Source organism: Methylocystis sp. NC52PC, from assembly GCF_055698645.1.
In genome coordinates this window covers 1,735,815-1,760,139 of sequence record NZ_CP170127.1, presented here as the reverse complement: position 1 = coordinate 1,760,139, position 24,325 = coordinate 1,735,815, and the positions used below count along the sequence as shown (strand labels likewise).

The 24,325-nt window shown below is 64.9% G+C and carries 24 protein-coding genes; 15 read left to right on the top strand and 9 right to left on the bottom strand.

Translation table 11 applies throughout. From position 1 onward, the window contains the following. The first annotated feature begins 82 nt into the window (after positions 1 to 82). Positions 83 to 283 carry a hypothetical protein gene (locus ACETII_RS10475; protein ID WP_363345647.1) on the top strand — a complete coding sequence of 67 codons (201 nt, stop codon included), beginning with the start codon at positions 83 to 85 and terminating at the stop codon, positions 281 to 283. Positions 284 to 298: 15 nt separating this feature from the next. Here the strand turns inward: ACETII_RS10475 and ACETII_RS10470 are convergent, their stop codons facing one another. Beyond that, positions 299 to 763, bottom strand: coding sequence for an NUDIX hydrolase (locus ACETII_RS10470; RefSeq protein WP_472787975.1), 465 nt, complete (start codon positions 761 to 763; stop codon positions 299 to 301). Positions 764 to 865: 102 nt separating this feature from the next. Here ACETII_RS10470 and ACETII_RS10465 point away from each other — a divergent pair, with 102 nt between their 5' ends. Next, on the top strand, positions 866 to 1,438 hold the full coding sequence (locus tag ACETII_RS10465) for a L,D-transpeptidase (protein WP_363345643.1): 573 nt from the start codon (positions 866 to 868) through the stop codon (positions 1,436 to 1,438). 11 nt (positions 1,439 to 1,449) lie between these two features. Here the strand turns inward: ACETII_RS10465 and ACETII_RS10460 are convergent, their stop codons facing one another. Further along, entirely contained in the window at positions 1,450 to 2,511 is a 1,062-nt protein-coding gene (locus tag ACETII_RS10460) for a S1C family serine protease (protein ID WP_472787974.1), read from the bottom strand. 366 nt (positions 2,512 to 2,877) lie between these two features. On the opposite strand from ACETII_RS10460, the gene ACETII_RS10455 reads away from it, so the two are divergent. Further along, positions 2,878 to 3,147 (top strand): usg protein, encoded by a 270-nt coding sequence (locus tag ACETII_RS10455; RefSeq protein WP_363345639.1) that lies wholly within the window; start codon positions 2,878 to 2,880, stop codon positions 3,145 to 3,147. 214 nt (positions 3,148 to 3,361) lie between these two features. Then, positions 3,362 to 3,622, top strand: a complete 261-nt coding sequence (gene bufA2, locus ACETII_RS10450) for a BufA2 family periplasmic bufferin-type metallophore (protein WP_363345637.1) — start codon at positions 3,362 to 3,364, stop codon at positions 3,620 to 3,622. 173 nt (positions 3,623 to 3,795) lie between these two features. Here the strand turns inward: bufA2 and ACETII_RS10445 are convergent, their stop codons facing one another. The 3 genes from ACETII_RS10445 to ACETII_RS10435 form a co-directional block, all read right to left on the bottom strand. Beyond that, positions 3,796 to 4,038 carry a hypothetical protein gene (locus ACETII_RS10445; protein ID WP_472787973.1) on the bottom strand — a complete coding sequence of 81 codons (243 nt, stop codon included), beginning with the start codon at positions 4,036 to 4,038 and terminating at the stop codon, positions 3,796 to 3,798. Between the two features lie 96 nt (positions 4,039 to 4,134). Continuing rightward, positions 4,135 to 4,356: a hypothetical protein gene (locus ACETII_RS10440; RefSeq protein WP_363345634.1), complete on the bottom strand. Its 222-nt coding sequence runs from the start codon at positions 4,354 to 4,356 to the stop codon at positions 4,135 to 4,137. A gap of 106 nt (positions 4,357 to 4,462) precedes the next feature. Further along, entirely contained in the window at positions 4,463 to 4,879 is a 417-nt protein-coding gene (locus tag ACETII_RS10435; protein WP_363345632.1) for an Lrp/AsnC family transcriptional regulator, read from the bottom strand. 137 nt (positions 4,880 to 5,016) lie between these two features. Between ACETII_RS10435 and ACETII_RS10430 the strand changes: the two genes are divergently transcribed. The 5 genes from ACETII_RS10430 to ACETII_RS10410 all read left to right on the top strand — a co-directional run bounded on the left by ACETII_RS10430 (position 5,017) and on the right by ACETII_RS10410 (position 11,112). After that, a complete protein-coding gene (locus tag ACETII_RS10430; RefSeq protein WP_472787972.1) occupies positions 5,017 to 6,075 on the top strand; it encodes an ornithine cyclodeaminase in 1,059 nt (352 codons plus the stop codon). A gap of 22 nt (positions 6,076 to 6,097) precedes the next feature. Continuing rightward, positions 6,098 to 6,970 carry a dimethylarginine dimethylaminohydrolase family protein gene (locus ACETII_RS10425; protein ID WP_472787971.1) on the top strand — a complete coding sequence of 291 codons (873 nt, stop codon included), beginning with the start codon at positions 6,098 to 6,100 and terminating at the stop codon, positions 6,968 to 6,970. Between the two features lie 203 nt (positions 6,971 to 7,173). After that, a complete protein-coding gene (locus ACETII_RS10420; protein ID WP_363345626.1) occupies positions 7,174 to 7,500 on the top strand; it encodes a hypothetical protein in 327 nt (108 codons plus the stop codon). Between the two features lie 188 nt (positions 7,501 to 7,688). Next, positions 7,689 to 9,644 (top strand): methyl-accepting chemotaxis protein, encoded by a 1,956-nt coding sequence (locus tag ACETII_RS10415; RefSeq protein ID WP_472787970.1) that lies wholly within the window; start codon positions 7,689 to 7,691, stop codon positions 9,642 to 9,644. A 199-nt stretch (positions 9,645 to 9,843) separates the two neighbouring features. After that, positions 9,844 to 11,112 (top strand): dicarboxylate/amino acid:cation symporter, encoded by a 1,269-nt coding sequence (locus ACETII_RS10410; protein ID WP_472787969.1) that lies wholly within the window; start codon positions 9,844 to 9,846, stop codon positions 11,110 to 11,112. Between the two features lie 42 nt (positions 11,113 to 11,154). Here ACETII_RS10410 and ACETII_RS10405 read toward each other — a convergent pair whose 3' ends face one another. Together ACETII_RS10405 and ACETII_RS10400 are read right to left on the bottom strand one after the other, a co-directional pair. Continuing rightward, the gene (locus ACETII_RS10405) at positions 11,155 to 13,398 is read right to left on the bottom strand and encodes a SulP family inorganic anion transporter (protein ID WP_472787968.1); all 2,244 of its coding nucleotides are present in this window, start codon (positions 13,396 to 13,398) and stop codon (positions 11,155 to 11,157) included. A 173-nt stretch (positions 13,399 to 13,571) separates the two neighbouring features. Continuing rightward, positions 13,572 to 15,404: a M3 family oligoendopeptidase gene (locus ACETII_RS10400; RefSeq protein WP_472787967.1), complete on the bottom strand. Its 1,833-nt coding sequence runs from the start codon at positions 15,402 to 15,404 to the stop codon at positions 13,572 to 13,574. 268 nt (positions 15,405 to 15,672) lie between these two features. On the opposite strand from ACETII_RS10400, the gene ACETII_RS10395 reads away from it, so the two are divergent. The 3 genes from ACETII_RS10395 to ACETII_RS10385 are packed head-to-tail and all read left to right on the top strand — an operon-like array spanning position 15,673 to position 17,972. Further along, the gene (locus tag ACETII_RS10395) at positions 15,673 to 17,172 is read left to right on the top strand and encodes a sigma-54-dependent transcriptional regulator (protein WP_472787966.1); all 1,500 of its coding nucleotides are present in this window, start codon (positions 15,673 to 15,675) and stop codon (positions 17,170 to 17,172) included. Between the two features lie 42 nt (positions 17,173 to 17,214). Then, complete coding sequence (locus tag ACETII_RS10390) at positions 17,215 to 17,691, top strand: glutathione peroxidase (protein ID WP_472787965.1); 477 nt, start codon at positions 17,215 to 17,217, stop codon at positions 17,689 to 17,691. Further along, positions 17,688 to 17,972, top strand: coding sequence for a hypothetical protein (locus tag ACETII_RS10385; protein WP_472787964.1), 285 nt, complete (start codon positions 17,688 to 17,690; stop codon positions 17,970 to 17,972). The genes ACETII_RS10390 and ACETII_RS10385 overlap by 4 nt, the downstream gene beginning before the upstream one ends. Here ACETII_RS10385 and ACETII_RS10380 read toward each other — a convergent pair whose 3' ends face one another. Then, a complete protein-coding gene (locus ACETII_RS10380; protein ID WP_472787963.1) occupies positions 17,973 to 20,084 on the bottom strand; it encodes a carbohydrate porin in 2,112 nt (703 codons plus the stop codon). Positions 20,085 to 20,332: 248 nt separating this feature from the next. Between ACETII_RS10380 and ACETII_RS10375 the strand changes: the two genes are divergently transcribed. The 3 genes from ACETII_RS10375 (at position 20,333) to ACETII_RS10365 (ending at position 23,754) form a co-directional block, all read left to right on the top strand. Continuing rightward, positions 20,333 to 21,778: a circularly permuted type 2 ATP-grasp protein gene (locus ACETII_RS10375; RefSeq protein WP_363345608.1), complete on the top strand. Its 1,446-nt coding sequence runs from the start codon at positions 20,333 to 20,335 to the stop codon at positions 21,776 to 21,778. Between the two features lie 140 nt (positions 21,779 to 21,918). Next, a complete protein-coding gene (locus tag ACETII_RS10370) occupies positions 21,919 to 22,866 on the top strand; it encodes an alpha-E domain-containing protein (RefSeq protein WP_472788150.1) in 948 nt (315 codons plus the stop codon). A 57-nt stretch (positions 22,867 to 22,923) separates the two neighbouring features. Continuing rightward, a complete protein-coding gene (locus tag ACETII_RS10365; RefSeq protein WP_472787962.1) occupies positions 22,924 to 23,754 on the top strand; it encodes a transglutaminase family protein in 831 nt (276 codons plus the stop codon). Between the two features lie 9 nt (positions 23,755 to 23,763). Here the strand turns inward: ACETII_RS10365 and ACETII_RS10360 are convergent, their stop codons facing one another. Beyond that, positions 23,764 to 24,123: a transposase gene (locus ACETII_RS10360; protein ID WP_363345604.1), complete on the bottom strand. Its 360-nt coding sequence runs from the start codon at positions 24,121 to 24,123 to the stop codon at positions 23,764 to 23,766. Positions 24,124 to 24,325 lie beyond the last annotated feature (202 nt).

The following is a 24,325-nucleotide window of genomic DNA, read 5'->3' as shown; positions in this document are numbered from 1 at the left end:
ATAAGCGCCGCGCCGCAACGCTGGGTTTTGGCGTCCGGGCGCGCCAGATGGCTTCTGAGCCCCTCGAACCGGGAGGATGGCCATGCCTCGGCCTCGGGTTTGGCGGAACGCCTTTCTGACGCTCATCGGGATCGCACTCGCCTTCGCCGCCTGGACCAACCGCTACGAGCCGGCGGCGTCGCCCTATCTCCACCGCAACCGCTTCACGGGGGCGGAGTGCCACCGCGGACTGGAGTGCTGGACGCCGCGTCCCGCGCGCATTTGGGTCGAGCCCGGCAAATAGCCGAAGCCTGCGCGCTCAAGAGGAGGAGAGAAGGCGCGCCAGGCCCTCCAGAATGCCTCGCTGGCCCTTGACGACCTTTTCCAAGGCCTCCGCGAGACCGAACCACGCCGCCCGGTCGACCTCGGGGATGTCGATCAGCCGCCCGCTCTTTAGCGGCCATTCGATCTGGCACGCGTTGCTGCGCAGTTGCGACGGATCGACGTCGCCCTCCAGGGCGAAGGCCAGCACGCGCTTGCCGCTCGGCTGTTTGAACTCCCCCAGCGCCGTCAATTCGCCGGCGACGGAAAAGCCCGTCTCCTCGACGAATTCGCGCCTTGCCGCCGCCTCCGCGGCCTCCCCCTCGCCGATCTCCCCTTTCGGGATGGACCAGGCGCCCGAGTCCTTGCGCGCCCAGAAGGGTCCGCCGGGATGCACGAGCAGAACTTCGGGTCCGCCGGCGGCGCGGCGATAGAGCAGGACGCCGGCGCTTCGTTTCGCCATCGCTGGAGCTTCCTTGTTTCTGATGCGTCCCCGTCGGACTGCGGCCGCAATTCTTTCCGCAAAGTGACATCGGGGGGTAGCGGCGCATTGAAAGGCGAACGAATGGCGCAAGCGCGCGTGATTTTCCTGCTCGGTTCTCTCGTATTCTCGGCGGGCGTGCCGGCGACGGCCCTCTGCGGTCCACTGGATCGCGGACCCATCGCCGATTTCCTCACGATTTTTCGCCAGCAGTCGATCCCCAAGCAACTCGTCGTCTGGCGCCATCCAGACTTTAAGGCGGGCACGGTCGTGGTCTCGACCAAAGAGCGGCGGCTTTACTACGTGCTCGGCGGCGGGCGGGCGATCGAATATGGCGTCGGCGTCGGCCGCGAGGGCTTCACCTGGTCGGGCGTAAAGACGGTCTCGCGCAAGCGCGAGTGGCCCGATTGGCGGCCGCCGGCGCCCATGCTGAAGCGGCGCCCCGATCTGCCCCGCCACATGGCCGGCGGCATTGAGAATCCGCTCGGCGCCCGGGCGCTTTATCTCGGCTCCAGCGATTATCGCATCCATGGCTCGAACGAGCCGGACACCATCGGCGCCGCCGTCTCGTCCGGCTGCATCCGTATGACCAACAATGACGTCATCGACCTTTATTCGAGGGTCAAGGTCGGAACAAAGGTCGTCGTGCTCAAATAAGGCTCGAACTCTTAGCGGGTTCGCGTGACGTCCGTTTCCGCCGCTTTCTGGCGCGCCGCCTCGATCCGCAGTCGCGCCTGCATCGCCGCGTCGCGGCGGCGGAAGCGGACGTCGATTTCCGTCCCAGCCGGCGTGACGGCGAGCAGCGTGCGCAACTGTGCGGGCGACGCGATCGTCCGGCCGTCGACGGCGCCGATGACGTCGCCTTTGGCGAGCCCCGCGATGGCCGCGGGCGACGCGGGTTCGACGGCGACGATCTCGGCGCCGGGACGGCCGCCCGCCGGCGCGCGGATCGACACGCCGATCTGGCCGCGGCGCACTTCGCCGGTCTCGACAAGCTGGGTCATGATCCGGCGCGCCATCTCGATGGGAATGGCGAAGCCGATGCCGTGGCTCGCGCCGGACTTGGACAGGATCGCCGTATTTAGTCCGACGAGCCGCCCGTCGAGCGTCACCAGCGCGCCGCCGGAATTGCCCGGATTGATGGAGGCGTCCGTCTGGATGAAATCCTCATAGCCTTCGATGCCGAGGCCGGTGCGGCCCATGGCGGAAACAATGCCGGAGGTGACGGTCTGGCCGAGGCCGAAGGGGTTGCCGACCGCGAGGACGAAATCCCCGACCTCCAGGGCGCGGCTATCTCCGATCGGCACGGCGGTGAGATTGTCCGCCTTGATCCGCAACACCGCAACGTCTGTCGCTTTGTCGCGCCCGACGAGCTGCGCGCGGAAGCGGCGGTCGTCTTTCGTCGTGACCTCGATCACTGAGGCGCCCCGAACCACGTGTTCGTTGGTGAGAATGAGGCCGCGGTCCGCGTCGACGATAACGCCAGAGCCGGCCGAAGTGGTCTCCCGTTTCAGACGCGTGTTGGGGATATCGAAAAACTCTTCCAGCACCGGATCGACGACGGTCGGAACCTCGACGGATTCGATCCGCTTCGTAGCGATATTGACCACCCCAGGGGTCACCGCGCGCACGACGGCGGCGACGGAGGCCTTCTGGGTCGGCGGCAGGGCCCCGGCGAAGGCGGGCGCGGAACAGATCAGCAGGAACAAGGAAAAGAGACGCAGAATCATAGGCGTCAGGCTTTCGGGGCGCCTTGGCCAAAAGATGGCGCCCGTCGACGCGCGGCGTCTGAGTTTGCGCATGGTTATTAAATCCGTTCCGGCTCCAGAGAAGCAAAGCGAAAGAGTGTGCAAAAACCGTCACCAGGCGCCCCCTGTTCGCAACTCGCGGCGGGAAGGAAAGCTTTGGGACGCGCGATCGAGGTAGGCGGGCGCGCACGCGGGTTCAAGGACCAAGGCTGGCGGGAAAAATCATCACTCATCCGTCTGTGCTGCTAACAGTTTGTATTATTAAGGATTTCTTGGCGCGGGAGTTGCTTCTCCAACGCAACGGCCACAAAATTTGCCGAGGCGTTCGAAGAGAAAGGAGACCGGCACATGGCGTCCCGCGCGTTCCGTTTGCAGATGCAGGGCTACGGGCTCACCACAGCCAATATTTTCTATCGCTTGCCCGATCATCCAAACATCATTCAGTCCTACATCTGGCAGGAGTACGATCTCCATCCGCTTTTTCCGGAGCTGAAGAAGTTCCTCGATTTCTGGGCGCGCAGCCTCGACGGGCCGCTGCACGGCGTGACAGTGGCGCACGCGCAATTAATCAGGCCCGCGGAGATGCGGCTGATCAACGGCGAGTTTAGCCTGCATTGATTCGCAGATAGGGTTGAGCAGCGGTTAAATGCGGCGTTCCACGGCCTGTCCCGCACCGGGACCGGCGGGACGGGACCAAGACAAATGCGGCACGAATCAGGGACGGACAAAATGCCGCGTCGATTCGTTAAGAAAAGCCTAGCTTCCCGCGCTGGCGGAAGCGACGCCTCTGCGCCAGAATGCCTCGCCATTTTTGGCCCAGGGAAGGACAAGAATGAAAAAGGAAACGATCAACGGGGCGACCCTCGCCGTCGCCGCGGTCTCCATCGCGCTCGCCGGCGCGGCGCCGGCGGCGAAAGCCGAGACGACAGCCGCGCGCGTGCACTGCCTCGGCGCCAATGGCTGTCAGGGCAAGAGCGACTGTCACACGCCGAAAAACGCCTGCAAGGGCAAGAACGCCTGCAAGGGACAGGGCTGGCTCTACAAGGAATCGGCGCAGGCCTGCGCCGACGCCGGCGGCAAGGTCATGGATTAGCGATTTTGCAGAAATACGGAGCGGCCGTCAAAGGGCCGCTCCGTAGCTTTCCTATCCCGCCGCCGCTTCGCATGCGGGTCCTTAAAAATCGTGCGGCGCGCCGGACCCGACGCCGCCCCCGCCAACGGCGATCGTCTCGCGCGCGCGCGTTCACCCTCCGCGCGGAAAACGCTTTACCGGCAGAGCGCGCGATAGCGTTGGCAATTGCCGCGGCCGACTTCGCCGAGCTCGTCTTTATACAGGCAGGCGCGCCTGAGCTCTCGACAGTCCGGTCCGTAGCCCCAGCGGCCCCTGCCATAATCGCCGCCACGCGCCGGGAAGACCGTCGCGCCAATCCCTGTGTCGATCGGAGTCGTCGCGGCGGCAGGCAACGTGAAAACGGCGGCGAGACACGCCGCAAGGATGTAAGCACGCATCGGTTCCTCCATGTTCCCCCGCCCCGAAGGCTTCGGGCGAGGCAAGGACCGCTTGCCTGCGCCAAAGATGTCCGGTCTTCGCCCAAGTGGTCGAAGTCAGCGACGCGCCCTGAACTGGCGCTGACAAGCTTTGGAGAGCGCGCCCATGTGCTGCTTCAGGCACTTCTCGACCGCGATGGCGTCGGGCTCGGCGGCGGCGCAGAGCCTGTGGGAGTCACGTTCGCAGGCCGCCCTCTGCTTGGCCGTGCCTTGCGCGATCGCCGGCGTGATCGCCGCAAGGCCGACCACGGTCGAAACGACGAGGAAGAGCTTACCCATGACGACTCTCCAAGAGACGGGCGCGGCCGCGTCGGGGCCGCGCGACGAATCGCAACTGGATCGGCGTGGGAGGAGATCAAGCGCAGCGGCGAGCCCCTGAAAAGGTTCAGGCCGGCGCGAGCAACAGGCTCGTCTCGCTCCGCTCGATGCCCTCGATCTGACGCACCTTGGACAACACGCTGTCGAACTCTGTCAGGCTCGCCGTCTCGATTTCGGCGATGAGGTCGAAGGCGCCGTTGGTGCTGTGCAGGGCGTGAATCTGCGGCAGGCCGCGAAGCGCCTGAACCACGCGGCGCGTGTTCTTGCCGGAGACCTCGATCATCATGATGGCGCGAATCCGGTCGCTTTCGGCGCCGGTCTTCACGCGCACCGTGAAGCCGAGGATCACTTGCGACTCGATCAGCCGGTTGAGCCTGTTCTGCACCGTGCCGCGCGAGACGCCGAGCCGCTTCGCCAGGTCGGAAAGCGACGCCCGCGCGTCGGTTCTGAGGGCGGAGATCAGCTGATGGTCGAGATCGTCCATGGCGCCGGCTCTGTCATATCGGCAGAAAAATAGCGCAATTCGTCCAAAAAACTACCGTTTTTCCGACAGCTTTGCGATTTCAGTCAGCGGCGCGCAGCCCTAGATTGCTGAGAGGTCAACAAGCTGGGAAGCGGGAAATGGTTGCCTTTCTGAGCGCGCGAGACGTCGCCCAAGCCGTCAATCGACTGGGGGCGAAGGCGTTTTGGCCGCGCCTCGTCGATTATCTGCGCGAGGATTTCAAAGCCTGGAGCGCCTTCGACAAGTCGCCGCGCTTCGCCAGCCATTCGCCGGGCGGCGTCATTGAACTCATGCCCGCCGGCGACAGCCGGACCTTCGCCTTCAAATATGTCAACGGCCATCCGGGGAATACGCAGCTCTGCCTGCAAACCGTCGTCGCCTTCGGCGCGCTCGCCGACGTCGCGACGGGTTATCCGATCTTCCTGTCCGACATGACCCTGGCGACCGCGCTGCGCACGGCTGCGACGTCCGCGCTCGCCGCCAGCCATCTGGCGCGCCCCGAGAGCCGCACGATGGCTCTCATCGGTCTGGGCGCGCAATCCGAGTTTCAGGCTCATGCGTTTCACGCCATTCTCGGCGTCGATCGCCTGCGCATATTCGACATCGACCCGGAAGCCTTCGAAAAATTCGAGCGCAACATGGCGGGCTCCGGCGTCGCCCTTACGCGTTGCGACAGCGCGCGTGACGCCGCGCGCGGCGCTGACATCGTGACGACCGTCACCGCCGACAAAAGGCGCGCGACGATCCTGACCGCGGACATGATCGCGCCGGGCGCGCACGTCAATGGGGTCGGCGGCGACTGTCCCGGCAAGACCGAACTCGCGCGCGACCTGCTGCTGCGCGGCGAGATCTTCGTTGAATATGCGCCGCAGACCCGCATCGAGGGCGACATACAGCAGCTGCCCCCCGATCATCCGGTGACGGAGCTTCATGACGTCGTCGCCGGGCGCAGGAGCGGCCGCACCTCGCCGGACGCGATCACGATCTTCGACAGCGTCGGCTTTGCGATCGAGGATTTCTCCGTGCTGCGGCTCCTGCGCGACCTCGCGCGCGAAACCGGCGTCGGAAGCGAAATCGAGCTGATCGCCGCGCCGGTCAACCCGAAAGATCTCTTCTCACTTCTGCGGCCGGAACCGGCGCCGGCCGTTCGCCGCGAAGCCGCACGGCAGGGACACTGAGCTTAGAGGGGCAGTAAACAAAATGAACGTCCACATCAAAACGCTCGAAAATGACGCGCGGCGGCGGCGCGCGGCCCATGCGTCGATCTTGATGTGCGCGCCGCATCACTTCGGCGTCGATTACATTATCAATCCGTGGATGGAGAACCAGATCGGCCGCACGGACGTCTCGCGCGCGCGCGACCAGTGGGACAATCTGCGCCGCCATCTCTCCGGTTGCGCCAATCTCGCCTTCGTGACCGCGGAATCTGGTCTGCCGGACATGGTCTTCACGGCCAACGCCGGACTCGTGCTGGACGGCGTCGCGGTCGTATCGCGTTTCCACGCCAAGGAGCGTCGGCCGGAGGAAGGCCTGTTTCGTCAATGGTTCGACCGCCAGGGCTTCGAGATTGCGGCCTGGCCCGAGGATGTGGCTTTTGAAGGCGCCGGCGATGCGCTGCCGGACCGCGCCCGGCGGCTGATCTGGTGCGGCCATGGGTGGCGTTCGAGCGATCTGGCGCCGCGCCTGATCGAGACGATCTTCGATTGGCGCACGGTCGGCCTTAAGCTCGTCGACCCGCGCTTCTACCATCTCGACACGTGCTTTTGCCCGCTGCCGGACGGATCGCTGATGTATTATCCCGCGGCCTTCGACGAGGCGTCGCTCGCCGCCATCCGCGCCGTCGCGCCAGCTGAAAAGCGCATCGAAGTAAGCGAGACGGACGCGCTTGGCTTTGCCTGCAACGCGGTCGAGGTCAGTGGGCGGATCTTCTTGAACGCCTGCTCGGACGCGCTCAAGACGCGCCTAGCGGCGGCGGGATTTGCTCCGATCGTGACGCCGCTTTCGGAGTTTCTGAAAGCCGGCGGCGCAGCCAAATGCCTCACGCTCGAGCTGAACGGCGGCGCACTGTCCTGAGCATAGCCTCCCGAGCGCCGAACCGCCCGCCGCCCCGCGTCTTGCGGCGGCGGGCGTATCCTTGCTCATATGCCGACGTGAGATTGACGCGCCGCTTTCCAGAAACCGTCCAGACACGACGGGGAAAAGATCGGGCGGTTTAGTGGCGGTTTCCCACGGAAGCCATCTGGCTTGCGTCGACACGACCTTACCGAGAGAGCGCCTTGCCGACCGAATCGCGCATCGAGGCGGCGAACGAAGAGATGGCCGCCATTGCCGACGTCGACGCCCCGCCCAGCGATCGACGTGAGCGGCTGCGTGCGATATGGCAGCCAATCATCCAGGGCCTTGTCGATCTTTCCGAGCCGCCGTCGGCCCGGGACGGAGCAGACCCCACTTACGTCGGCTTCACATCGGATACGCATCGGCAGGTGTTCTTGGAAAAGGCGACGTCGTCGAACGGACTGGTCTATCGCAAGTTCGTCGTGCGCCGATCCGAGCCTCGCGGACCGCTCGCCCAGCGCGCGCCTTTGGACCATAAGAAAATTTAAATCCACTCGGTGTTACCGTACGGATGGTTTGATGCGGCCGGCGCGATGAGCCGGGGCATGAGGCATGACGCCGCCAGACCAAATGCCGACATGACGTCGCTTCCTCCCAAGAAAGGTATCGCCACGCGTTCGCCCGGATGCGCGCGCGGCGCCTTTTTCAACATTTCGCCGTTGCCACGGAAGCCGCCATGCGACTCGTCCTCGATGATATGAAACTCGGCGCCAAGACGTTGATCCCTCTTGCCGTCGTCACAGCCTTGTTTACGATCGTTCTCGGCCTCGGCGTCTACCGCGGCCATCAAACGAACGGCGACTACGGCGCTCTGGTCGAGCAGTCGAACGTCGCTTTGCTCAAGGTCATGCGCGCCAATCGCCTTGCGGTCGGCATTGCCTATGCGGCGCATGTCATGCTCGATTTTCATGCGAATGACCCGGCTTCGCTCGCCGCACAGGACTCCTTCCGCACTTCCCCTGCAGTGGCGCAATCGCTCCTCAAGGAAGCGGCCGGCCTCCTGCCGCACTATTCGAAGGAGCTTCAGGCTTTCGCCGAGAAGATCCGGACGATCGCAGAAGACGCGAAGCGCGCCAATGCGCTTGGCCTCGACGCTTCCGGCGTCGATACGGGCGCGGGCCCGAAGCCCGCGGAGCTCGAGCAAAAGGCCAAGACGGCGAAGGCCCTGGAACCCATCGACGCCAAGGTGCAAAAGCTCTCCGCCGACATGGCGGCCTTCGCCGATCTTCGCTTTGCGGAGATGGCGCAGACGAGCATGGATCTGCGCACGAGCGCCGACAACACCATCCTGCTCACCGTCGCCGCCTTTGTCGTCGCGGTTGGCGCAGGCCTCGTCGTTTCGCGGTGGCTGACCAGAACGGCGATCGTCCTGCCGATTCTCGAGCTTTCCGCGCAGATGAAACAGATCGCCGACAATAATCTCGCGGTTTCGGTCGCCGGGCTCGAGCGCGCCGACGAAGTCGGCGACATGGCGCGCGCGCTGCAAGACTTCAAGAAAAAAGGCCTCGAACAGAGGGCGGCGGAAGATCGTGCGGCGGAGGAGCGCAAGCACATCGAAGCGGAATACCGCGGGAAGGAGGAAAGCAGCTTGCGCAAGGAGCGTGACGCCGTCGCGCACTCGATCGGCCACGGCCTCGAGCGCCTGTCGGCGAAGGATCTGACCCATCGCATCAACGACAATCTGCCCGACGCTTATCACCGGCTTCAGAAGGATTTCAACGCCGCGCTGAGCCAACTTGAAGGCGCGATCGGGCATGTCGCAGGCGGCGCCAATCTCATCGGCACCGCGACGATGGAAATCGCCAGCGCCGCCGACGATCTCTCGCGCCGAACGGAACAGCAGGCCGCGAGCCTCGAAGAAACAGTGGCGGCGATCTCTGAAATCGCCACGACGGTCGCGAAGACGGCGAGCGGCGCGAAACACGCGAGCGAAGTCGTCTCCGCGACGAAGTCGGACGCCCAGAAGAGCGGCGTCGTCGTGCAGCAGGCCGTGGAGGCGATCAACCGCATCGAGAAGTCCTCGAACAATATCGCCCAAATCATCGGCGTTATCGACGAGATCGCCTTCCAGACCAATCTGCTCGCACTCAACGCCGGGGTCGAGGCGGCGCGCGCCGGCGAGGCCGGCAAGGGCTTTGCGGTCGTCGCCTCCGAAGTGCGCGCCCTAGCGCAGCGCAGCGCCGAGGCGGCGAAGGAGATCAAGGGTCTGATTTCCGCCTCGACTGACGAGGTCGGCGAAGGCGTGACGCTGGTCGTCGAAGCCGGCAAGGCGCTCGCCCGCATCGTCGAGGCGGTCGCGGAAATCGACGGCATCGTTGCGGGAATCGCCGTCGGCGCGAGCGAACAGTCGACCTCGCTGCAGCAGATCAACGCCGCGATTTCCCAGATGGATCAGGACGTCCAGAAAAACGCCGCGATGGTCGAGGAGACGACGGCCGCGACGCATAACCTCAAGCGCGAAACCGAGGCGCTGATCGCCTCCATCTCCAGCTTCCAACTCTCTGACGCGACCGCAGCGGCCGGGCCGCGGCAACGACAGGCGCCCCGCCCCCGTCGCCCGCTGAAAGCGTTGGCCGGCGGCGAGGCGACGGCGCGAAAATTGGAGGTCGAAGGCGACTGGATGGAATTTTGAGCCCAAGGGTTGCGTGAGCCGCTGCTTGACCAGCCAAGCTCACTTTTGGGACTGCGCCAGAAGCTTGGCGGGCAGGAAGATCGCCGCCGCCCATTTTCTTCGAGGGCGCCTTCCGCTATTGGTCGGCCTCAGGGCAGACAAAGCGCGACGCCCCGGCGGTCCCTGCCGGGGCGGTCGTCATTCGAAAGGGCGGTCAAAAGTGCAGTCCTCCGAAGAGAAGCACATCGAGGGGGGCCCGCGCTGGCTCGTCTCATGGCGCGCGACGCCGCTTTACGCGCGCATCCTCGCTGGCGTTGTTCTCGGCGTTGTGGCGGGCGTCGCGCTCGGAGACAACGCCGCGGCGCTCGCCATACCGGCGAAACTCGTTCTGCGCATTCTGGGCGCCCTCGCGCCGCCCCTCATCCTCTTCGCCATTGTGCAGGCGCTGATGAGCGCCCCGCTCGGGGGGCGGCAATCCCTTCGGCTGGTCGCGCTGCTACTGACGAACACGCTCGTCGCCATCTGCATCGGCCTTGGCGTGGCCAATCTCCTGCGACCCGGCGAGTGGGTGAAGGTCGGGCCGCCGCCGGAACTGGCGAAGGCCGCCGCCACGACGGACCCGCTCGCGCAGTTCCTCGACAGCGTGCCGCGCAGCGTCGCCGGCCCTTTCGCGGATGACGGCAAGGTCCTCGGCGTCATTCTGCTGGCGGTCGCCTTTGGCGTCGCCCTGAGGCGGGTGCGGCGCCATCCGATTCGCACGGTCGAGGATCTGGTCCATGTCGGGCTGACGAGCTTCGTCGTCATTTTGGAGGCGATTGTGGAGGTCGTGCCGATCGCAGTGTTCGGCGTCGTCGCCAGCATTGTCGGCGTGAAAGGCTTCGGCGACTTCGCGGCGCTGGGCGGCTTCGTCATCGCCGTCATCCTCGCGCTCCTGCTGCAGTCTAGCTATTACATGCTGCGCGTGCGGTTCGAGTCCTGGGTGCGTCCAGCGGAGCTGCTGCGCGGCGTTCGCGACGCCCTGGTGATGGCCTTTTCGACCGCAAGCTCCACCGCCACGATGCCCGTCACCTATCGGTGCCTGCGCAACAATGTGAAATTGCGGGAGCAATCAGCCAGTCTCGGCGCGCTGGTCGGAGCCAATTTCAACAATGACGGCACCGCCCTTTACGAGGCCATGTCCGCGCTCTTCGTCGCGCAGCTTCTCGGCTTGCAACTGACGCTCGGCCAACAATTCGCCGTCGTCCTGACTTCCATCGTCGCCTCGGTCGGCGCGGCGGGCATTCCGGAGGCGGGCCTCGTCACCATGACTTTGGTCTTCAAATCAGTTGGCCTGCCGACCGAATATATCGCCATGCTGCTGACCGTGGACTGGTTCCTCGATCGCTGTCGAACCGCAATCAATGTCATGGGCGACGTCACCGTGAGCTGTCTGCTGGACGGCCGGACCCGCGAGCGCGAGGAAAATCCCAAGGAACTCGCCGGCGTTTGACGCCTTTGGGCGCTCAGGACTTGCCGCCGTCGGCGGGGCGGCTCAGCGCTGAAGCCCGGCGACCTCGCGGTTGGCGAAATCGAGCCGCGAGGCGAGCGTTCGCACCACGAATCGATGGAAGGCGTGGGCGAGCGCCGGCTCCTCGCGCTCCATGCGCGCAATCGCCTCTTGCGAGAAACGATAAACGACGGTCGGCTCGTCGACGAGGACCGAGGCGCCGCGCGGCATGTCCCGATAAAGCCCCATCTCGCCGAGCATGGTGTGGCCAACCATGCTGCGCAGGCGCACGTCCTGTCCGTCGGGCGCGGTGAAGAGGATCGTGACGCGGCCCGAGGACAGCAGGAAAAGACTCTCCCCCGACTCGCCCTGCCTGAACACGAAGTCGCCGGGCTGCAGCTCGAGCACGGCGAAATACGCCTTCAATTGCTCGAACAGGGCGTCAGAGCCGAGCTCCGCCTTCAGCCATTCCTGCGTCGAGCGCCGGCCTTCTTCGATCGCCGCCGAATTGGCGAGCAGCCGGTCCTCGCACCATTCCAGCGCCGCGTCGAGGTTGGGAAAGACGTGGCAGATGGCGTCGCCTTCCGCGGCGATCAAGCCGCCCTTCGAAAGCGAGCGCGCGACATTTTGCGGCAGATCGGCGAAGACGAGGTCGAAGCCCTCCCGCTCGGCAAAATGACGAAGTTTATGAAGCGTCATGACGGCCGAATAATCGATCCCCAGCACCTGCCGGAAATCGAGGATGAGGCTGCGGCACGCCGCTTCTTCGCGCCGCAGCGCCTCCTTGATATGCATGAGAAGGTTATGCGCGCTGCCGAAGAAGATGAAGCCATGCAGCCACATGATCTGAATGCCCGCGCCCTGGCGGCGCAGCGCCTCGGCGTGATAATTGGGCCGGTCGACGCGGCTCGCGAAATTGCTGCGATCCATGCCGTGCTTGACGAGGCGGATGCGGCTCGTATTGACGGCGAACGTGATGCAGGCGGCGACGACGCCGACGCCGACGCCGGCCACGAAATCGAACCAGGCGATGGTGAGGAAGATCGCGACGAGTTGCACATAATCCGCGCGCTGCATGGCGCGCCAACCGCGGATCAGCCATTCATCGAGCATGCTGACGCCGAGCTGCAGCAGAAGCCCCGCCAGGATCGGCACGGGCACGAAGCCGAGTGGGCCCGGGCCGAGCGCGAGAGGGAAAAGGCAGAGCAGCCCGGCGAGCGCGCCGCCGCCACGGGAGCGGGCGCCCGTCTTGAAGCCGAAAAGCGTGCGGCTGACCGAAAGGGTCGTCGCCGCGCCGCCGCTCACGGCCGCAACCATATTGGCGGCCCCGTTGACCTTGAGTTCGTAGTCGAGATCGACCTCGGCTTGGCTCTCGACCTCGAGCGCCATGATGCTGAGCAGCAACGTCGCCACGACCACGGTGATCAGCGCGACATAGTCGCCCGAATAGCGCAGGATTTCCCGCCACTCGACCTGCCCGATCGCGGTGGCGAGCCATGACGCGGGCAGCGACACGGAAGACGACGCCGGCAAGTCCAGCAGCCAGCCTGCCGCGCGCGCCTCGCCCGCGGGGACGCCGGCGAGGAAAAGCCCGAGCGGGAGGACCATTGTCCCGAGAACCAGAAAGGCCGGAAAGGCGAGCGGATTCCGGGAGCGTTGCGCCTTGGCCAGCGCGGCCGCGAAAAGGACGCCGCAGGCGAGTTGCGCGACATGCCGCCCGGCGGCGACGTCGGAAAGAAGTTTGAGCGAAAGCGGCTCGTGCGCCAGGATGCGAATCGCGCCGCTCGTCAGAAACCAGCCGGAAGCGGCCATGAAGCCGCCGATCACCGGATAGGGAAGGAAGCGGATCCATCGCCCGAGTTTCAGCACGCCAAAAAGAAAAGACGTGACGCCCACGATCGCCGAGCCGAGGACGACCGCGGCAAGCGCTGTCGGACCGGCCTGGTCGGCGTGGCCCTGCCGAAAAAGATTATTTGCGATGAGCCCGGCCATGGAGGCCAGCACGGCGATCGCCTTGGAGTCCGGCGCGGCGACGGCGAAGGGCAGACCGCTCAAGGCCGCAAAGACGATCGCGCCAAGCCCTGCGCCAATGAGGCCGGAGCCGATGCCAATCGGCAGATAATCGGCGAGCGGCCCGGAAAAGATCAGCGCCGAGTAACTCAAGGAGGTGGCGATGATCACCACCGGCGCCACCAGGCCGGAGACGAGGTCGTTCGGCGTCATGCGCACAAAGCCCGCGAAGGGGCGCAGGCGGCTCGATGCGGGAGGCGGGCGGACAGGCCGGTTCATTCCCCCTGTCTAGTCGATTCACGCACAGGCGTCGCTGATGGATTCGCGGATGCCGGGCTCAACGCCGGCATGACCCAGGGAGAGAGGAGCGACCGCCGCCAACGCGTCATGGCCGGGCCTGTCCCGGCCATCCACATCCCGAGCGCGCCTGGCGATGGACCAATGCGCCGCCGTCAGGCCTCCTCCATCGCCTCCAATTCGCTGATCAGCCCGTCGATCATGTCCAAACCGATGTTCCAGAAGGCCGGATCGCGGGCGTCGAGGCCGAAGGGCTGGAGCAACTCATTGTAGGGTTTCGCCCCGCCAGCTTCGAGCAGCGCGAAATAGCGCTCGGCGAAGCCTTCATGCGCCTGGCTGTAGACCCCATAGAGCGAATTCACCAGGCAGTCGCCGAAGGCGTAGGCGTAAACATAGAACGGCGAATGAATGAAGTGGGGGATATACGCCCAGAACGTTTCATACCCCTGCCCGAGCCGGATCGACGGGCCAAGGCTGTCGCCCTGCACGCTCATCCAGATGTCGCAGATCTGGTCGGCGGTGAGCTCGCCGTTGCGGCGCTCGGCGTGGACCTTGCGCTCGAAGGCGTAGAAAGCCATCTGGCGCACGACCGTATTGATCATGTCCTCGACCTTCGAGGCGAGCAACGCCCGGCGCTGGACCTTATCCGGCGCCTGCGCAAGCAGCGCGCGGAAGGTCAGCATCTCCCCGAAAACCGACGCGGTTTCGGCGAGCGTCAGCGGCGTCGGCGCCATCAGCGCGCCCTGCCGCGCGGCGAGCACCTGATGGACGCCATGTCCCAGCTCATGCGCGAGGGTCATCACGTCGCGCGTCTTGCCCTGATAATTGAGCAGCACGTACGGGTGGGCGGAGGGCACGGTCGGATGCGAGAAGGCGCCCGGCGCCTTGCCGGGACGAACCGGCGCGTCGATCCAGCGCTTGTCGAAGAAATCGCCCGCGATCTCCGCCATGCGCGGCGCGAAGCCCTGATAGGCGGACAGCACAATCCCCCGCGCCTCCTCCCAGGAATAGCGCTTGGACGGCGTTTCGGGCAGCGGCGCGCTGCGGTCCCAGTAATCGAGCGCGTCCTTGCCGAACCATTTGGCTTTCAATTTGTAATAGCGGTGCGAGAGGCGCGGATGGGCGTCGGCGACGGCCTTGGCCAGCGCCTCGACCACCTCGCGTTCGACGCGGTTCGAGAGATGCCGCGAATCGGCGACGTCCTGAAACCCGCGCCAGCGGTCGGAGATTTCCTTGTCCTTGGCGAGCGTGTTGGTGATGAGCGAAAAAGTCCGAAGATTGGCCTTGAGCGTGACGCCGATCGCCTGCGCCGCCTCGCGGCGCTTCTCTTCCTTCGAATCCTGCATCAGATTGAGGACCGGCTCGATCGCAAGGTCCTGGCCGCCGACCTTGAAGCGCAGCGAAGCGATCGTCTCGTCGAAGAGACGGTTCCACGCGGCGGCGCCGGAAATATATTTCTCGTGGAACAGCTCCTCGAGCTTGTCGTCGAGCTCATAGGGCTTTTCCTTGCGGATATCTTCGAGCCAGGGCTTCCAGCGCGAGAGCGGCGGGGTCGACGCCGCCGCCATCAGCGCCGCGTCGTCGAGCCGATTGAGCTCGAGCTGGAAGAAGAGCAGTTGCGCCGAGGCGTTGGTGACCTTCTCCTGCACATCGCCGTAGAATTTCGCCCGCGCCGGATCGGTGGTGTCGCCGCTGTAGAGCAGCCCGGCGTAGGACATCAGCCGGCCGAGAAGATCCTGCAAGGCCTCATAGCGCGCGACGGCCTCGCCGATTTTTGCGCTGGCGTCCGGCATGCCGGCGAGCTCCGCGAGCTTGCCGCGATAATCGGCGCCAAAGCGCGCGACGTCCTCCGCCATGCGGGCGAGATCCGCCTTCAGCCGGTCGGAATCAGTCCCTTCGTAAAGGTCGGCGAGATTCCATTCGGGGAGGCTTTCGGCGTGACCCGCCGCAGCTTCGGCCGGCGAATGGGCAATGAGAAATAAGCGCATGGCGAAGACCATTCGAGTTGCGGGCGCCGCTTGCGGCGGTCGCCTTTCATATGGGCAAAGCCCAAGGGCGATCAACCCGACGAGCGGTGCGCCAAGGCGGCCGCCGGTAAAGCTAAAGCTTAAAATTTTACAGGCGCCGAAAAGGCTTGCGTTTCATATTGAGGCAAAATTTCCGCTCCGATTAACGCGGCTTTTACCCTGCCGGGGGAACCATGAGGGCCTCACATCCAACCCGGGCGGCTTCGCCGGACCGGGCCCCGGGAGCGCCATGACCCCCACGATACTGATTGCCGACGACGATCCGGTGCAACGCCGCCTGCTCGAAACCATGGTGAGGCGATTCGGCTACCACGCCGAAACCGTGGAGGGCGGCGAAGAGGCGCTGGCGCGGCTGACGCGGCCGGGCGTCGCGCCGATTGCGCTGCTCATTCTCGATCTCGTGATGCCGGACCTCGACGGCATGGGCGTCTTGACCCGCATGCGCGACCGCAAGATCGGGACGCCCGTCATCGTGCAGACCGCGCATGGCTCGATCGAGGCGGTCATCTCCGCCATGCGCGCCGGCGCCCATGATTTCGTGGTGAAGCCGGTCGGCGCCGAACGGCTGCAAATTTCAATCAAAAACGCTCTGTCCGCCGACGCCCTTGCGGGCGAAGTGCGCCGGATCAACCGCCGCGCCCAGGGCCATCTCACCTTCAAGGATCTGGTTTCCCGCAGCCCCGACATGGCGCGCGTCATTCGGCTCGGCGAGCGTGCGGCGCATTCCAGCATTCCGGTTCTGATCGAGGGCGAGTCGGGCGTCGGCAAGGAACTCGTCGCGCGCGCCATACAGGGAGGCTCCGACCGCAAGGGCAAATCCTTCGTCACGGTGAATTGCGGCGCGCTGCCCGCCAACCTGGTCGAATCGATTCTCTTCGGCCACGAGAAAGGCGCCTTCACCGGCGCCACTGAAAAACACACGGGCAAATTTCTCGAGGCCAACGGCGGCACGCTGTTTCTCGACGAAATCGGCGAACTGCCGCTCGACATTCAGGTGAAGCTCCTGCGCGCCCTGCAGGAAGGCGAAATCGACCCCGTGGGCGCGCGCCGCCCGGTGCGGGTCGACATCCGCCTGATCTCGGCGACAAATCAAAATCTCATCGAGCTCGTGAAGCGCGGCCAGTTCCGCGAGGACCTTTTCTACCGGCTCAACGTCTTCCCGATCAGCATTCCGCCGCTGCGCAACCGCCGCGAGGACATCGCCGATCTCGCGCGCCGCTTCGCCGCGCGCTTCGCCGCCGAGGAGGGCCGCAATATCCGCGGCTTGACCGCAGAGGCGCTGTCGCTTCTGACGAGCTACCCCTGGCCCGGCAATGTGCGTCAGCTCGAAAACGCCGTGTTCCGCGCCGTCGTTCTGGCCGACGGGGACGAACTCACCGTCGCCGAATTTCCGCAGATCGCCGCCCATGTCGACGGCTTCGACGTGCGCGTGCCGGCCGCGCCGGCGTTCGCCGCCGTCGCCGAGCCGCCGCGCGAACGCGAGATCGTTCGCGTCGAGACGCGCGACCCGCATGTTCTGCCGCTGCTCTCCGGCAATGGCGAAATGCGCAAGCTCGACGAATTGGAGAAGGAGACGATCCGCTTCGCCCTCACCCATTATCGCGGGCAAATGTCGGAGATCGCGCGCCGCCTCGGCATCGGCCGATCGACGCTTTATCGCAAGATGAAGGAGTATGGGCTCGACGAGGGGCCGCTCGAGGCCGAGGCGTCGGATACGATGGTGGCGTAGCGGGCCAATTTATGCGAGCCTTTCCGCGCGAGGGAGAGGCGCATGACGCTCTACGACATCGAAGTCCGGACCATCGACGGCGAAACGCAATCCCTGAAGGATTTCGAAGGGAAGGCCCTGCTCGTCGTGAATGTGGCGAGCAAATGCGGCTTCACGCCGCAATATAAGGGGCTCGAGGCGCTTTATCGGAAATTCGCTGACCGGGGATTCGCCGTTCTGGGTTTTCCGTGCAACCAGTTCGGCGCGCAGGAGCCGGGCTCGGAGAGCGAGATCGCGGCCTTCTGCACGACGGCCTATGACGTGAGCTTTCCCATGTTCGCCAAGATCGAGGTCAACGGCGATGGGACGCATCCGCTCTACAAGCTTCTCAAGCATGAAGCCCCCGGCCTCCTCGGCTCGGAGGCGATCAAATGGAACTTCACCAAATTCCTGGTCGATCGCAGCGGCAAGGTCGTGAAGCGCTATGCGCCCACCGACACGCCGCAATCGATCGAGAAGGACATAGAGGCCGCGCTGTGACGGCGACGATCAGCGTAACAGCGACGCGCGACGGCGATCCGCTCGCCTTCGACGTCACGGTGTTCGAGGGCGGGAGCGAGACCCGCCACGACGTGACGCTGTCTCAGGCGGATTATGTGCGGCTTGCCTGCGGCGCCACGCCGGAGCGGGTGATCGAGGCGGCTTTCCGTTTCCTGCTCGATCGCGAGCCCAAGGAGTCGATCCTGCGGCGTTTCGATTTGAGCGTAATCTCGCGCTATTTTCCTGAATTCGTGGAGAAGCTGCCTTATTACCTCAGCTGATCAGAAGGCGGCGCGCAGCCTCAGGCCGAAGACGTTGACAGGTCCGCGCGCGCTGTTGTGGCCGGGATTTATCAAAAGCTGATAGTCGAAAGTCGCGTCGAGATTCTTGCCGAATCCGAGCTTGTAATAGGTCTCGAGATTCTTTTCGCCGCCGTAGGTCAAAGCGCCGTCGCCGATATAAACGCTCAAGCCCCCGAGTCCAAAATAGCGCACGCGGTCGCCATGCAGGCCGCTGAACGCGACCGCCGCCCCGATCTCGTCGTCGTCGCGGCCCCACAGCGCGCCCGCGCCGACGAGGCCGACGGCGACGCTGCGGTCGATGTCGGTGTAATCGACAGTCTCATAGCGTCCGTCCGCCATGCTGGCGCGCAGGAAGAAGCCGAGATGCGGCATGAGCTGCTGCTTGACGTTGACGCCGCCGCCCGTCTTCACCCCGCGGCGCCGCACCGACTCGACGCTGGGCGGAAATTCGCCGGTGGCGTAGGCGAAGCGAATGGCCTCGTCGACCCTGTTCAGGTAGCCGTTGTCGCCATAGACCAGGAATTTGATTGCGCCCGGCTGTCCGAGAAGCTCGTATCGCGCCTCGAATTCGGCGACGCCCATGAATTGCCGAAACAGAACCGGCTCGATGTCGAAACCGTTAGGGACCGTCGAGAGCTGAAAGACGCCGCCTCGGGCGGTCCACCAGTTCTGCTTCCATTCGACCGCGAGACCATTCGTGTAGCCCCACGCGTCGGCCGCGTAATCGAAGGCGCCCATGGTGTTGAAGGCGAAATTCAAAAAGCCCGTCGTCGGATCGTGCGCATAGACATTGTCGTCGAAGACGTCGCCGACCGCGAATTTGCCGAGCGTGACGATGATCCGATCCTTATCGACCCGCCCAGAGATCTGATTTTGCGTCGACTCCAGCACCTCGCTCCGCGAGCCTTCGTCAGAAGCCCGCTCGGTCTCCGAGCCGTCGAGGCCGAAGATCTGTCGCAGGAAGTACCGCTGGAAGCGCATATAGGGAGCCGCCCGGCCGACCTTGGCCACGGCGCCATTCACATAGGAGGCGGCGCCGACGGAATTCGCCAGCCCATAGCCCGCGTCGACCTCGGGATTGAGATAGACCGCGCCTCCGGGCCAAAGCCTGAGACCCATGAACAGATTGGACGTTGAACCGACATTCGCCTCGCCATGCGAGGGGAAGCTGTTCGGGCCGTCATAGGCGGCGGGAAACTTCGGATAGGCCTGCCCGACATTGGTCGTCTGTCCGTGGACGCTATAAAGCTCTTCCTTCACGTCTTCGTCGGAATGGCCTTTGCCGTGATCGGCTCCGTTGTGATTGGCATCGCGCTGGCCATAGACGATCGCGCCGGGGATTCTGTCCTCCTCTCCAAAATGATAATTCAAGCCGAAGCGCAGAATCTGGTTTTCATTATTGACCCGCGAGGCGTAAGCGAAACCGCCGCCGTCGTCGAAAATCTGCGTATTCAGCGCCTGGCTCAGAAAGAGATATTCAGCCCGCGCGGACCACTCTCCGGAAAGGGCGTATTCGAGACCGGCGCCAATGGCGTATTTCATCCGCGACGACTGCGACCAGCCCGCAGCAAGGTCGGCCCCTCCGATTGAAAGCGTCGCCGGCCCGCGCGCGCCGCCCGACGCGACGCCTGCAGTGAGATAGAGGAGCGTTCGGTCGAAGGCGACGCCCGCGCGGCCGCGAATGCTCGCAAAGAAATTGGCGCTTGGACCGGCGTTGAGCGAGAAGAACGGCGGATAAGGAGAGGCCGAGGAGGCTGGGTAAGTTCCGATGGGGGCGCGGCGGCCCTCGAGCAGGCTGAAATCCGTCTCGAAACCCCAGACCCAGGGACCGCTCCGCCAATTATAGCCCGCCTGCGCCCCGACGGTGACGCCGGGCCGGGCGAAGGACGGCGGATAGAGATCGTAGCCGGGCCCAGCGATCCCGCTTACCGCCTGCAGACGCTCGCCGCCATGGAGCGGCAGGCCGGCGCCGAGACTGGCTCCAATGTAAAGCCCGGCCCAGTTGAAAGACGGCGATGGATCGGCGGCGCAGGCCGGAGCCGACACGCCGAGCGCGCCGGAGAAAATCGCGACGCACGGCCAGGCGGACAACGGAGAAGCGGCAAACCGTCGCACGATCTTCATACTCGGTGGTCTAACGCAGAAACCAGCGCGCTGAAACCATTTCCTGGCAAATCCGGCTCCTCGGCGAGCTTAAAGAGCGTCACTGTGTAATGCATGTGACAGACGCCCATCCGCCCTGATCCCGCAATTGGCATGCTTCTTGTGTGGAGCCTAGGCAGCGTGTCGCCGCAGCGCCCGGAAAGAGAGGCGCGCGGCAAAGAGAGGAGCGTCGATCCGTGGACCTTCGCGTGGCGCAATTCGATGAAATGGGCGGCTCGAACGGCGCGATCCGCACCCCCTATCTCAAGCTCGCGCAGTGGCTCTCCGGCACGCCCGCGGAGCTTCTGGCCTCGCGCCGCGAACAAGCCGAACTGCTCTTTCGCCGCATCGGCATTACCTTCGCCGTTTACGGCGCGCAGGAGGCGACCGAACGCCTCATCCCCTTCGATATTCTGCCGCGCATCATCGCGCGCAGCGAATGGTCGGCGCTGGAGCGTGGGCTCAAGCAGCGCGTCACCGCTCTCAACATGTTCCTCAAAGACATTTACGGCGCGGGCGAGATCCTCAAGGCCGGCAAGGTCCCGAGCGAACTCGTCTACCGCAATCCCGGTTACTGCCCCGAGATGGCCGGCCGGCGCGCGCCGCATGACGTCTTTGTCCATATCGCCGGCGTCGACATCGTGCGCACCGACGATCACGGCTTCTATGTGCTCGAAGACAACGCCCGCACCCCTTCCGGCGTCTCCTACATGCTGGAGAACCGCGAGGTGATGATGCGGCTCTTCCCCGATCTCTTCGCGATGCATCGCGTGGCGCCGATCGAGGACTACCCCGACGAATTGCTGGCCACGTTGCGCTCCGTCGCGCCGCCGCGCGCCACGAGCGAGCCGACCATCGCATTGATGACGCCGGGCCAGTATAATTCCGCCTATTACGAGCATTCCTTCCTGGCCGACAAACTGGGCGTCGAGCTCGTCGAGGGCCGCGACCTCTTCGTCAAGGATGACGTCGTCTATATGCGCACGACCGAAGGTCCGCGTCGCGTCGACGTGATCTATCGCCGCATCGACGACGACTTCCTCGACCCGCTGACCTTCCGCCCGGATTCGGCGCTCGGGGTCGCGGGGCTCATTGGCGCCTATCACGCAGGCAATGTGACGCTCGCCAATGCAGTCGGGACCGGGGTCGCCGACGACAAGGCGATGTATACGTATATGCCCGACGTCATCCGCTTCTATCTGGGCGAAGAGCCGCTGCTTCAGAACGTCCCCACCTGGCGCTGCCGCGAGCGCGAGGCGCTCTCTTATGTGCTCGACCATCTGGACGAATTGGTCGTGAAGGAGGTAAACGGCTCGGGCGGCTACGGCATGCTGGTCGGTCCGCACGCGTCGCGCGCCCAGATCGAGGAGTTCCGCGACAAGCTGAAAGCGCATCCGGATAATTTCATCGCGCAACCGACGCTCGCGCTCTCCACCTGCCCCATTTCCGTCGCGCAGGGGATCGCGCCGCGACACGTCGATCTGCGGCCCTTCGTGCTCTCCGGCGCGAATGGCGTGCGCGTCGTGCCGGGCGGCCTCACCCGGGTCGCCATGACCGAGAAATCTCTTGTCGTGAATTCGAGCCAGGGCGGCGGCACCAAGGACACATGGGTGATCGACGATGCGATCTTGGGGGCCGCGTGATGCTGGACGGGCTGCACGCATTCGAGGATTTTGACCGGCGCAGCCACGGCGAGGCGAGCGACGCCGCGCGCCGGCTCCCCGCGCCGCTGGCGACGATCAGAAACGACATCAGGCGCGAGCGCGCCCAGACGGAACGCCCCATGCTTTCAAGCACAGCCGATAATCTCTACTGGCTCGCGCGCTACATGGAGCGCGCCGATTTCCTCGCCCGCGCCATCGAAGCCTCTCGCCGCCTCGCCGCTCTGCCGAAGACCTATGGCGGCGCCGACACCGAGTGGGAAAGCGTGCTGATCTCTGCGGGCGCGGCGGACGCTTTCGAAGCGGCCGGCAAGCCAGCCAACGAGGCCAATGTCATCGAATTCCTCACTTTCTCCCGCGACAATCCCGGCTCGATCCGCAATTGCATCGAATTCGCGCGCACCAACGCCCGCGCCGTGCGAACCGCGCTGACCGTTGAAATGTGGGAGGCGATCAACGGCGCCTATCTCGAAATGAAGGCGATGGAGGCGCGCCGCGGCGCCTATTCCTCCGATGAACTCGGCCGCTTCCTGGAGTTCGTCAAGCAGACGTCGCTCACCTATGACGGCGGCGCCTATCGCACCATGCTGCGCAACGACGCCTATTGGTTCTCGCGCGTCGGCCTCTTCATCGAACGCGCCGACAACACCGCCCGCCTGCTCGACGTCAAATATCACGTGCTCTTGCCGGAGAAGGAAGTCGTCGGCGGCTCGCTCGATTACTTCCAGTGGTCTGCGATCCTGCGCGCCGTCTCCGCGCATACCGCCTACCACTGGGTCTACCGCACCAGCATGAAGCCCTGGCTCGTCGCTGATCTACTGATCCTTCGCCCGGAGATGCCGCGCTCGCTCATCTCCTGCTACGAGAGCATCGTGCGCAATCTCGACAGTCTCGCACGCGCGCATGGGCGCCAGGGCGCTGCACAGCGTCAGGCGCGCGGCATGTATGGCAAGCTCGAGACGCTCACAATGGAAAGCGTCTTCCAGGGCGGGTTGCATGAATTCGTGCAGGGCTTCATCGGCGAGAACAACCGTCTCGGCGCGTTGATTACCGAGCAGTATCTCTTTTAAGTTGCGTCGGCGGCCGGCGCCGCCGCAGCCGACATATCCAGCGACAACGGAGTTCCAGTGCGTATCCGCATCCGGCACGAGACGACCTACCGCTATCTCGAGCCGGCAAAATCGGCGATCCAACACTTGCGGCTGACGCCTCGCAATTTCGACAGTCAGCACATCAAGGAATGGCGTATCGACGTCGACCGGGATTGCCGGCTCATTTGCGGAGAGGACGCCTTCGGCAATGTCGTGCATCGTTTCACCGCCGAGGGACCGCTCGACTCGATCACCACCATGGTCGAAGGAGACATCACCACTTTCGACACGGCGGGCGTCTCCTCGGGTGGACTGGAGCGGTTTCCGCCGGCGCTCTATCTGCGCGAGACGCCGCTGACCGCGGCCAGTCCCGAGATCGCGGACTTCGCCCGGGAGACGACCGTGGGCGAAAGCGGCCGATTGTCGCAGCTCCATGCGCTGCTTTCGGCGATCCACGAAAAAATGACCTTCGACGCCGACGCGACCCACGCCGCCACCACCGCGGCGGAAGCCTTCGCCGCGGGGAAGGGCGTCTGCCAGGATTTCGCGCATCTTTTCATCGCCTGCGCGCGCGCGATCGGCGCGCCGGCGCGTTATGTCAGCGGCTATTATCTCCGGACGGACAGCGACGAGCAGGTCGCGGGCCACGCCTGGGCGGAATCCTTCGTGGACGATCTCGGCTGGGTCGGCTTCGACCCCGCTCACAGCGTTTCCCCCAGCGAACGGCATGTGCGTCTGGCGGTTGCGCTCGACTATCTGAGCGCCGCGCCGATCCGCGGCGCCCGCGCCGGCGGCGCGGGCGAGACGATCGAGGTAAAGGTCCGCGTGGCCCCGACCTGGACCCAGAGCCAAAGCCAGTCTCAGTAGGGCCCCGCCTCAGGCGGCCGCCCGGTCGGCCTCGGCGTCGACTCGGACGACCGGAGTCGGCGCCGCCTCGGCCCAGCGCAGGCCAGCCTCATCGTAGCGCAACCCTGCGGCGCCCTGCCGCTGCAGCGCCTCGACGACGCGCGGCCAGACGCCCCGTTTTTCCCAGCGATGATATCGCGTATAGGTTGTGTACCATTTCCCGAACTCGACTGGCAGGTCGCGCCAGGGCGACCCTGTGCGCGCGATCCAGAACACGCCTTCCAGAAACAGTCGGTTATCGCGCCCGTGACAGCCAGGATCCCCCTCTTTTCCCGGGAGAATGGGCGCGACCGCGCTCCAAAGTTCGTCCGTTAGAATCCTGTCGATCACCCCAGCCTCCGTCAATGTCAGACCAGCCCCCTGGTCCGGAAAACCATGCGTCCTGCGGGACGCCAGCGTCCTCGCGGACCTCTGCGGCGCCCGCACCGCAAATCACAGCGAAACTTATGCTACCGTAGGTTGTATTCTTGTCAACATAAGCTTTGCCGTAAATTTTTGGTTAACGCAAAGGCGGCCGCGTCGCAAAGCGCCC